The sequence below is a fragment of the Cumulibacter manganitolerans genome (assembly GCF_009602465.1).
Classification (GTDB): Bacteria; Actinomycetota; Actinomycetes; order Mycobacteriales; family Antricoccaceae; genus Cumulibacter; species Cumulibacter manganitolerans.
Genome location: NZ_WBKP01000041.1, coordinates 25,899 through 35,538 on the forward strand (window position 1 = coordinate 25,899; position 9,640 = coordinate 35,538).

Sequence of the window (9,640 nt, forward strand, 5' to 3'; positions counted from 1 at the left end):
TGCTAGGTGGCGTCTTCTTCGAGGTTGTCGGCGACGGCTTGCAGTGACTCGCGCATGGAGTCTTCGATCCCCGGCATGTCGTGATCGAGGTCGAGCTCCAAGGTCAGCTTGCTGCCGCTGCCTGCTTCGGTGACCGTCACCGAACCTTTGTAGTTGTTGCCTTCGGCCGATGACCAGGTGACGGTGTTGGTCTGCTCATCGGCGTGGAAATGAGCGAGCCCGCGGTGGGTCTCGCCGTTCTCGCCCTTGGCCTCGGTGTCCACGTCGCCGTTCTCGCGCGGGGAAGCCTTGGTCATGCGGGGGAAGTAGTGCGGCAAGTTCTGGACGTCTTTCAGGTAGGCGAACGCGTTCTCCGCGGAGGCGTCCAGCTGCTCTTCGACTGTGTAGGTGGGCATGTGGTCCCTTTCTCGATCCTGCGGGCGTAAGGGAGGTGCGGGAGTGATCACCCATCTAGGCGGCGGGCCCCCGCTGTCCACTCAGACTCCACCGGCCGGTGGCTTGGCTGAACAGTAGACCTTGCCCGGTGGTGAAGGACAGGTCTTCAGCAACACCTTTGCAGCCCGCGGCTCGATTCCCCACCTGGTTGTGTCGTCCACGCCGCCGGACTACCGGGGATAGAACTCGCGAAGCGCGGCGTCGATCTCCGCCCGCTCGGGGATCGACGAAACGGCACCGGGGCGCTGCACGGCGAGGGCCGAGGCGCTGGAGGCGAGCTGCAGGCAGGCCGGCTCGTCGAGACCGGCCACCTTCGCCGCGGCGTACGCCCCCGCGAACGTGTCGCCGGCGGCAGTCGTGTCCACCGCGTCGACCTGCGGCGCGGTCACCCGGATCGGCTCGTGCCCTCGGCGTACCAGCAGCGAGCCGGCCGCGCCGAGAGTGATCAGGACGGCGGGGATGCGCTCGGTGATCCGCTCGGCCAGCTCGATGGGCGACCCGTCGCTGCCGGCGGCGAGCGCCGCCTCGTGCTCGTTGACGATCAGCAGGTCGATGGCCTCCACGAGCGCATCCGGCAGCCGCGCGTACGGCGCCGCGTTGAGCATGACGTACCCGCCGGCCGCGCGGGTGGTCCGGGCGGCCGCGACCACGGTCTGCATGGGGGTCTCGAGCTGCATCAGCAGCACCTTCGCCGAGCGCAACGCGTCGACCTCGTCCGGGGTCAGCTCCACCAGCCGGGCGTTGGCGCCGGCGACGACGACGATCGCGTTCTCACCGTGGCGATCCACCATGACGTACGCCGTCCCGCTGGTGATGTCGTCGCAGCGGCGCACCAGCGAGGTGTCGATGCCGGCTTCGCGCAGGCCGCCGAGCAGGAGCTCGCCGGACTCGTCGGCGCCGACGGCGCCGAGGAACCGCGTCGGGGCGCCGGCTCGCGCGGCGGCGACGGCCTGGTTGTTGCCCTTGCCGCCGCGACCGAGCGAGGAGCGGTCGGTGAGGACGGTCTCACCGGGCCCCGGGATGCGGTCGAGGTCGATGACGACGTCCAGGTTGGCGCTGCCCAGCACGACCACACTCATGACTGCAGCCTAGGGGTTACGAGGCGGCCGCGTAGTGCGCCTTGACCTCGTCGGGCGCCAGCGCGCGGTTGTAGACCGCGACCTCGTCGATAGAGCCGATGAGCGCGGTCTTCGCGGCCCGCGGCCAGCCGGACAGGGAGTCGCCGCAGATCCGCCAGAAGCCCTCGAACTCGGTCGCCGAGGTGCCCTTGGCCTCGGCCGCCACCTGCACGCCGTCGACGTACAGCGTCAGGCCGGACGAGCCCGACATCGTGCCGACGATGTGATGCCACTTCCCGTCGGTCACGATCGTCTCCGACGCCGCGAAGTACCGCTTGCTCTGGGTTCGGGTCGCGACGTACGCCAGCCCGGCCGTGTCGATGTACAGGGTGCGATCCACCTTGCTGCTCGCACCGGTCGCCTTGTTGCCGAAGGACAGGATCTGGCCGCCGTCCGGGCTGGTGGTGTTGACCCAGGCCTCGAGGGTGTAGTCGCCGGTCGGCGTCTCCGGCGTCTGCGAGTTGACGACGGACCGGTTGGTGGCGGTGCAGTCGATGGCGCCCGACTGGCCCTTCACGGCGCTGCTGCCGAGCATGCTGACGTCCTTGCCGAGCGTCAGGTTGCTGGTGCCCACCGCGTCGGCGCTGGGGTCGCTGCCGTAGGCGAACTGCCAGTAGTGCGTAGGTCCGGACCCCAGGACCAGGTCGCGGTAGGACTTCGCGGCGACGGCCTCCGGCGCGGACGACGCAGGAGCGGGCGGCTTGGCACTCGACGACGCCGCCTCCTCCACCGCCGGGGTGAAGAGCTTCGGGATCATGAGGAACGACAGCAGGACGAACACCGCCGCGACCGCGCCCACGAGCAGCCACTTCGAGAGGTCCCAGTTGGGGTCGGAGCGGCGCACGTAGGTGTAGCCGTCGTCCTCGTCGTCGGTGCCCCAGATCGAGCGCTCGCTGCGGTCGTCGTAGCCGCGGTCGCCGTCCCGATCGCCGACCGCGCCGTACGGGTCGTCGTCATCGTCCGAGTCGGCGGCGTATGTGTCAGCGTCGCCCGGGAGCTCGTCGTCCGCCGCGCCTCCGTCGTGCGCTGCATCGCCCTCGGCCGATCGGTCTTCCGCTTCATCGTCCACCTCGACGGCCTGCGGGCGCTCGTCGTCGGTTTCAGCGACGGCCCGGGTCTCGTCGGTTGATCCGGCGACGGCAGTCTCGGCGTCGTTCTCAGTGGCGCCGCCCAATTCGTTCGCGTCCGGATCGGCGTCATCCGACCCGGCGTCGTGGGCCGGGCGGGCGACGGGTGGGGCCACGATTCCGCCGAGCGGTTCGACGTCTGCGCCATGCCCGTCACCCGGGGCGTCGGTCGCGTCGCTGATCTGGCCGGCGGTTCCCGGCCGTGAGCTGGTGGACACCCGGCGCTCGGCGGTGGCGTCTGCGTCGTCGGAGCTCATGCCTCGATCATTTCCCACGGTCGCGGAGTTCGCTCGTCATTCGGCCAGCCGTTGGCGGGTTGTTACGGATCCAACAACGAGAAAGCCCTGGCCAAGCAGGCCAGGGAGGATCGAGATACTGGTGGAGCCACGGGGAATCGAACCCCGGACCTCCTGCTTGCAAAGCAGCCAACAGCCGCCTGAAGTGGGGATCCAGCGGAAGACTACAGGTCAAGAGAGGCCACCTGAGGACGGATCGTCCAACGGTCGGTGTCAGCCGGTGATGCCCCCTGACGAACCCGTAGTCATGCCCGCAGTCGAGCGTCTCACCATCTGAGCGTTTGGGCGCTTCTGCCGAGGACCCTGAATAACCCTCAGCTTCCATGCTCGATGCGCTCGAGGACTGGATTGTCCCAAGGGTTGCCGACGGGCGCGAGACATTTGCGCGCTCGACGCGGGCTAACCGTCGGATCGGCACCGCTACCGAGTCGGTAGATCAAGCAGCAGGTCAACGATCGACGTGAGTCCTGAGACAGGATTGACTACGCCCCTGAACGGGTACGGCAGAGCGATTCTGAACTCGACCGAGTCCACATCGATGTGTGAGAATCCCGCGACGTCTGAGCGCTTGAGTATGCGGAGGTTGTCGTCCGCGAGGTCGTAGAGCCGCTCGAACGTCCGCGAGAACCGCTTCTGGAACCGTGACTTGTTCTTGTCACGGGCATGCTTGTATCCGAGACTCGCATCGCCTCCGTACTGCTGTACCCGATCAAGAAAGTCAGCCTGGGCGGAGGTAGACGTGATCCTCTGGAGGATCCGCTCCACGATCGACGGGACTGTCTCGCCGGCCCGCTGGCCCTTGGGCACAGCGAGCACTCCCAGACTCAACAGATGCAGGGACGTCTCGGCAACGTCGGTGACCGGATGCCCGACCTCGACCTGTTGGAAGCCTTGGATGTGATGTGTAGATGTCGATCCCGACGTCGTCTTGACCTCCACACCAATCGCGCCGAGTTGGAAGTCGCGCGACGACGGCCGCCAGCCGAACCAGGACTGGACGAGATCATCGACAACTGCGGGCTGGACACTGACGGTGAGCTCATCTAGGAGTACTAACTCGCCATAGAGGCCCACGAGCACTTGGTCACCGACCTGATCGGCCCCGTAGATGAACTTAGCGATCAGCGGCTCGACCTGTGCAAAAGCGCCAGTCGGATCGTCGTTGTAGCCAGCCTCGATGAGCTCGACGCATATGAGCGCGGCGGCGCTGTCGAAGTGGGCGTCTCCCGGGAGAACGATCTGGTTCGCGCAGATCGCGCCCTCGTTCGACGACTGCCAGTCATCGCGGTAGTCCATCGCGCGGTCGACCACGGCCTGGGAGGCCGCAAGCCGCTCACCCACGAGGAACACCTCGACTCGCCCGCCCTCGTCGCGCGACAGCGCGATCGAGTGGCCTTCGTCGGCAAATCCGATATAGCGCTCAATCGACGACGGGGCGGGATCCAGGCTCCCGACGTAAGACTTGAGTTGCTCGTACGTCGTCTGGTCTGTCTCAGTCACTTGAGCTCCCCGTCATCGCGTGGATCTGATCGGGGCCGCCCAGCGGGATGCTCAGCCCGATGGCCGTGGTGACTGAACCGGCAATGCGCTCGATCGGGTGAAACAGGATCAAGCCGTCCTCTCCTGCCTTCCGGTCGCCGGCCCGCGTGAGGTTCGCTTTCTGGTGACGCGCGCTGTAGTCGAACTGGTCATCGCCGCGGATCTCGCCATCGACGCCGCGGCCTCGGGAGCCCCACGTCGCTCGCAGTTCGTTGCCAGCAACCTGGCGCTTCATGGCGCGCACGGGGCCGGCAAGGGCCGCGAGGGGACCGTTCGTCACGACGCTCCCATCGCCGAAACGAAGGCCTACCCAGAACCTAGGCTGCTTGGCCCACTTCGTTCCCAGATCCACAAGGTCCCAACGCGTCGGCGGTTCGTCAGTCGTCACGACAGAGGGCACGCGCCGGATCAAGCACGCGTGCCAGAACCGGAGGTAGGCGGCAACCCAGTACGGGGACTTTTCTCCAAGGTCGCGACCACCCGGTACGCAGGGAGCCCGGAAGAAGGGCACGACCGGATCGGCTCCGAGTTGGGCGTGGTTCTCGACCGAACGCCATCGTTCACCCTCGGGCCCATCGCGGCCAGGCCCGTGATCGGAATAACGCAATTGGTCGAGCAGGTCTGCGGCCTCGAGCAACGACATCGGCTCGCTGCGCAAGAGCCCGCGCGGCCGCGCTCCGCTTCCCACGTTAATCGGATCGTCCGCGAACAACTCTGCGACATGACGCAGGTTCGCGTCGTCGTCGCCAGGTGCATTCATGTGAGTGATGAACGGCTTCGGGCCAGGGAAGAGCGGCTTACTCCGGAGATTCGCGATCTTCCCCGTGGCGAGGTAGGTCCGCCCCTGAAGGACACTAATGTCTGGGAGGGCGTCACTTGACTTCATCCGAGCTAGGACATCGAGTCGGAGCGCCTCATCGTCCTCGTGATAAGTGACGAAGTTGGCGAGCAGGTCCTGCGGCATGAACACGCGGCAGAGGTCGATGTACCTGCCGCGGTACCCGAACCACCGCTGCATCTGCATCTGCGTGTCCGCGAACGGGATGCCGGCTCGACGGGTGAACAACGTGGTGGTCAGGCCCTCGAGCGTGAGGCCGCGCGACATTACGTTGCCCGAGACGAAGATGGTCGAGAGGTTCTGCGGTGCACGCCAAGTCTCGTCCGCCAGGCGCGTCGGCGAGTACTGGGGGCGGTCGTCTGCGTCTTCGTGGCTGTTGATCACACGCACCGATGTGGCTGGCACGATCTGGCTGAGGATCGCGTTCTGAACAGAGGGCCACTCGTCGAGTTTAGGAACGGGACGATTGCCCGCCCCCGGCATGGAGACAACGGCTGCAGCGGCCTTCGTGTAATCCTCGAGCCAGCGTAGCCACCGTTCGGGCCGTGCAGTCATGTCCTGCTCGATGCCGGCAGAGCCGAGTTGCCTGTCGATCCGAGTGTCGACATCGTCGCCATCCACATCCTCGACCAAGCCCGCGGACCAACGGAGCAGTTCCTGGGCGACCCGGAAATGGTCGTCCATGCCGGACGACGGGTGGATCAGCATCGATGCCACCAGGGGCGACTGCTGTGTGGCCTGGTGTAAGGAGTCGAAAACCGCTTCTCTGGCGTCGTGGGGCCCGAGTCGGTTGGGAGTCCGTATCAGACGGACGGCAGAGGCGACGAGAAATGCTCGAACTGCCTCGGGGACCTGTTCATCAGGAGCGATCTGGTTGGTCGGGATGCACAACGGCACAGAGCTCAAGGTCTTGTAGTAGAGGTCTCCGCCGGTGTACCAGTCATTGATCCCCTCCGGCACCCGATACGTCGGCGTGCGGACCTCTAGGATGCCTTCTGCGCCAGCAGTCCTGAGGCTCGCCACGAAGTCTCGTGGGGCGAGGGGATTCTGGTCGTCCTGAAGGAAATTTGCCTCAGGAGTCGCGGTGTACCCGAGGTACGTGGCGAAGACCTTGCCGTTCACCGTCACGCCTGGACGCGCTCGGTCCTCCCAGATGTCGACGATCCTCCTCGGTACCTGCTTTGGCTCGGCCGTCGGCGACGCAGCCTCAGCGCTGACGTCCGCGACTGACGAATCGTCGGCCTCGTCATCGATGACTAGCACGTGGAACGGCTTGTCGCGCGCAGCGGCACCCCCGTAGGCGTCTCGCATGACCTTGGCGAGCCGCTGCAGGTGCGCCCAGTTCTTCATGACAATGGCGAGGATCGGTTTGTTCTGCTGCAAAGCAAGGTTCAGCGCCGCTGGCGCGCCGATCTGGTACAGCAGGTCGATATTGACGTCGGAGGGGTCGGTCGGGATGGTTCGTGGCACGAGAAGCCGGCGCTTGTGGGCGTTCGTCGCGAACGCCAGTTGCTCGGTTGCCCGCTCGTAAGTCTGTTTCCACAAGGCGGTTCGGGTTCCGGCGAGGATGATCACTGCATCGACGCCACGATCCAGTGCTTTGGCTGCAACGGCCATCATCGAAGCGGTCTTACCCGATTGCACAGCCCCCATCACGAGACCGCTGCGCTCACGGGAGGAGGGCCACCGGCCTTCGGCCGGATCACCGACCCCGAAGACACCCCGATCGACGATGAACTCGGCGTCGGCTTCAATGACTGCGCGGCTGGTTGCGTTGATTCCACTCAGATGAGCCGCATAGGTCTCCCACCAGGAGGGCTCCGAGACCGCACCTGTTGGACGGTAGATCCGCACCATTCCATGCGGCGCGCCGTTGCTCATGCGCGCAGGAGCGCTGCCAGCCCAGACTCGCCGAACTGTTGTTTGATACGGACGTCCGCGGTTACGGGGTCGACGTCAAGCACTTCCAGCAGCTCCCTTACCACCTTCGCAATGAACTCCCACTGGTCCTTCGACTGCGCGCTCGTCGGTCGCTTCCAACCGCTCGATGCCTCCAGGATCGCGGGCGTTGCATCGTCGGACAAGGCGCGCAGGTCGTCACCGAGCACAAGGCTCGCCGCTGACATCCCGATCACGCCAGCGACGAGTTGCAGTTCCTGCCACTTACCCTTGCTTTGGGCGTTCCTAAAGGTAGGTGCCCAGCCTCCGTTTGCCTCGACGATGGCGTGAGCGTCCACGCCCTGGTCGAGCATCGTCATCGCGAACTTGACCCGGTCAGTGCTCCGGAGACGATCGCCGGCGGTCTCCTGAACCCGCTTGAGGAGGGCATTGATGTGGCTCGCGGTCGACCGTCCCTGAACCTCGTCATCGAGGAGAAGTGTTGCGGCCGTCCATGAAAGGATCTTGGTGCGCTTGTATCCGACTCGATCGAACCCGTATCCGTCGAGCGTCTTCGGCGTAGAGCTCAGATCGTCCCAGACGTCGACCAGGAACGGTGCCACAGCCTCGACGTCCTCGGCGTCCCCAGCGGTGACGAGCAGTGCCTTCATCAGGTCCAGCTCGTGATACAGAGCGTTGCGGATTTCTTCCGCGTTGAGGTGCTTGCCCTGCTTGTTATACAGGCTGAACACCTCGTGGACCTGCGCCGGAGTCACCTTCTTGTAGGTGATCACCGGGACCTTGTAGGCCGAGGTCTGCTCGAAGACCGACTTGATCTTCTTCGGCAGTCCCTGGACCGGGATTGTCTCCTCGCGGATCTCCGAGTAGTACTTCCCCTTCAGGTGCGCCAGGCTCCCTTGCGGCCCTAGCGGGCCGCGGTTGGGGCGGCGAAGAGCGAACGGGAAGTAGAGCCGCCGCTCGACCTGCGCCGTCAGTTTCTCGCTCTCCTTCGTGTTCCAGAGCTTCTTGAACTTCGGGTAGTCGGTACGGAAGAGCGCCTCGGCACCCGGCTCGTCCCAGAGCGACGCCTTTTCGGCCACGAGTGCAGTCGCTCGCGGATGCGCCCCGATGAACCTGAGGATCGATGTCAGGCGCTGCTTACCGTCCACGACTTCGTAGTTGGTTGTCACGCCGTCATCGTCCTGGAGGATGATCACGGATGGGAGGGGGATGCCGCGAAGGATGGACTCGATCAATAACTGTGCGTCGCCGGTCGGCCAGACGTCAGCGCGTTGGTACGAGGGACTTAGGTTGAGTTCGTTGTCCTCGGCGTGCTGGACGAAGTCTGAGATCGGCCAGGTGTCGGCATCCGCATTGATCGGAACGCCCTCCGACTCGGCTTCCTCCTCCTCTTCCACCTCCGCTTCTTCCCACGCGCTGACCCAGGCCTGGGTTGCCGTCGCGAGTGTCTCGGCCCCCTCGCTCGTCTCGCCCATCCGAGCTACGAACTCGTCGCGCAGCGCCGTCGCCCGGTCGAGGAGCTCCGCGAGCCTCGCGAACAGCGTGTACTCACCCTCCCCCGCCTCCAGCCCAAGCGCGGCGGTGAGGCTCATGTCGAATGCGTGGGGATCCGAAACGTCGAGGTCGCTCGAGAGGTGAAGCCACCCCTTGACGTCCACTAAACGCTCCCGCCAGCTGCCGTCATCGATCCGGACAGACTCGGCGTCGATCGCCGTGGGTGCGGGGTCGACCCCGATAGGAGTTGGCGCCGTATCAGCTAACTGCGCGATCAGCTCGGCGATGTTCTCCTCGATTTCGCTGAGGTCCTCTGGCACTGTCGGCTCCTGTTCTCGCGCGGCGTTCTCGCCGGGTTCTCGTCGATCGGGCAGTCTTGCGCTCATCACTCGCGTCATGAAATCTAGTGGCGACTCCTCGCGGGGAGAGTTCACATACTCGAGGACGGCGCCGTCAATGAGCCGATTCAGGCCGATAAGTGTGATCGTGTCTCCCACCGAAAAGCAGGCCTCGCCCCAGGGGACTCCCAGGCGCTCCGCAATCACTCGCCCTGCCTCTGCCTTGCCCGGAACGAGTTGCTCAATTCCGAGGAACCGTCCCAGCGCGTCTAGGGCCGAGCGCTTCTCCTTGCTCCCGGGCCCGAGCGGCTCCGGGTGGATCCCTCCTAATGCATACATCCGCGCTGTCGCGGCCGCCTTCGACCTCGCGCTCGAGTACTCCACCGCGCCTCACGCTCATCACTTAGATCGCCACTTCCGCGGACCCTCCCGATGGTTTCAGCCAAGCACACACGCACCCCGGCAGGTAGGAGTGGAGTCCAGCAGAGTGGTGTACGACGGACCTGAGTGAGCGCGTGCCTCCAACGTAGGCGCGGCCACCAGGTGGATCCTTCGA

6 protein-coding genes are annotated in these 9,640 nt (G+C 65.4%); all 6 read right to left on the bottom strand.

Going from position 1 to position 9,640, the window contains the following annotated elements:
* Nucleotides 1-2: 2 nt before the first annotated feature.
* Nucleotides 3-395, bottom strand: coding sequence for an SRPBCC family protein (locus F8A92_RS13830; protein WP_153505754.1), 393 nt, complete (start codon nucleotides 393-395; stop codon nucleotides 3-5).
* Between the two features lie 210 nt (nucleotides 396-605).
* Nucleotides 606-1,514: a ribokinase gene (locus tag F8A92_RS13835; protein ID WP_153505755.1), complete on the bottom strand. Its 909-nt coding sequence runs from the start codon at nucleotides 1,512-1,514 to the stop codon at nucleotides 606-608.
* A 16-nt stretch (nucleotides 1,515-1,530) separates the two neighbouring features.
* Complete coding sequence (locus F8A92_RS13840) at nucleotides 1,531-2,937, bottom strand: LamG-like jellyroll fold domain-containing protein (protein ID WP_153505756.1); 1,407 nt, start codon at nucleotides 2,935-2,937, stop codon at nucleotides 1,531-1,533.
* 459 nt (nucleotides 2,938-3,396) lie between these two features.
* Complete coding sequence (locus F8A92_RS13845) at nucleotides 3,397-4,476, bottom strand: PD-(D/E)XK motif protein (protein ID WP_153505757.1); 1,080 nt, start codon at nucleotides 4,474-4,476, stop codon at nucleotides 3,397-3,399.
* On the bottom strand, nucleotides 4,469-7,234 hold the full coding sequence (locus F8A92_RS13850) for a Z1 domain-containing protein (RefSeq protein ID WP_153505758.1): 2,766 nt from the start codon (nucleotides 7,232-7,234) through the stop codon (nucleotides 4,469-4,471). Before F8A92_RS13850 ends, F8A92_RS13845 begins: the two co-directional genes overlap by 8 nt.
* A complete protein-coding gene (locus tag F8A92_RS13855; RefSeq protein ID WP_153505759.1) occupies nucleotides 7,231-9,468 on the bottom strand; it encodes a GmrSD restriction endonuclease domain-containing protein in 2,238 nt (745 codons plus the stop codon). Before F8A92_RS13855 ends, F8A92_RS13850 begins: the two co-directional genes overlap by 4 nt.
* Nucleotides 9,469-9,640 lie beyond the last annotated feature (172 nt).

Excerpts from the sequence above, each read along its gene's own strand:
- F8A92_RS13830 (WP_153505754.1), bottom strand. The coding sequence starts at position 395 with ATGCCCACCTACACAGTCGAAGAGCAGCTGGACGCCTCCGCGGAGAAC.
- F8A92_RS13835 (WP_153505755.1), bottom strand. The coding sequence starts at position 1,514 with ATGAGTGTGGTCGTGCTGGGCAGCGCCAACCTGGACGTCGTCATCGAC.
- F8A92_RS13840 (WP_153505756.1), bottom strand. The coding sequence starts at position 2,937 with ATGAGCTCCGACGACGCAGACGCCACCGCCGAGCGCCGGGTGTCCACC.
- F8A92_RS13850 (WP_153505758.1), bottom strand. The coding sequence starts at position 7,234 with ATGAGCAACGGCGCGCCGCATGGAATGGTGCGGATCTACCGTCCAACA.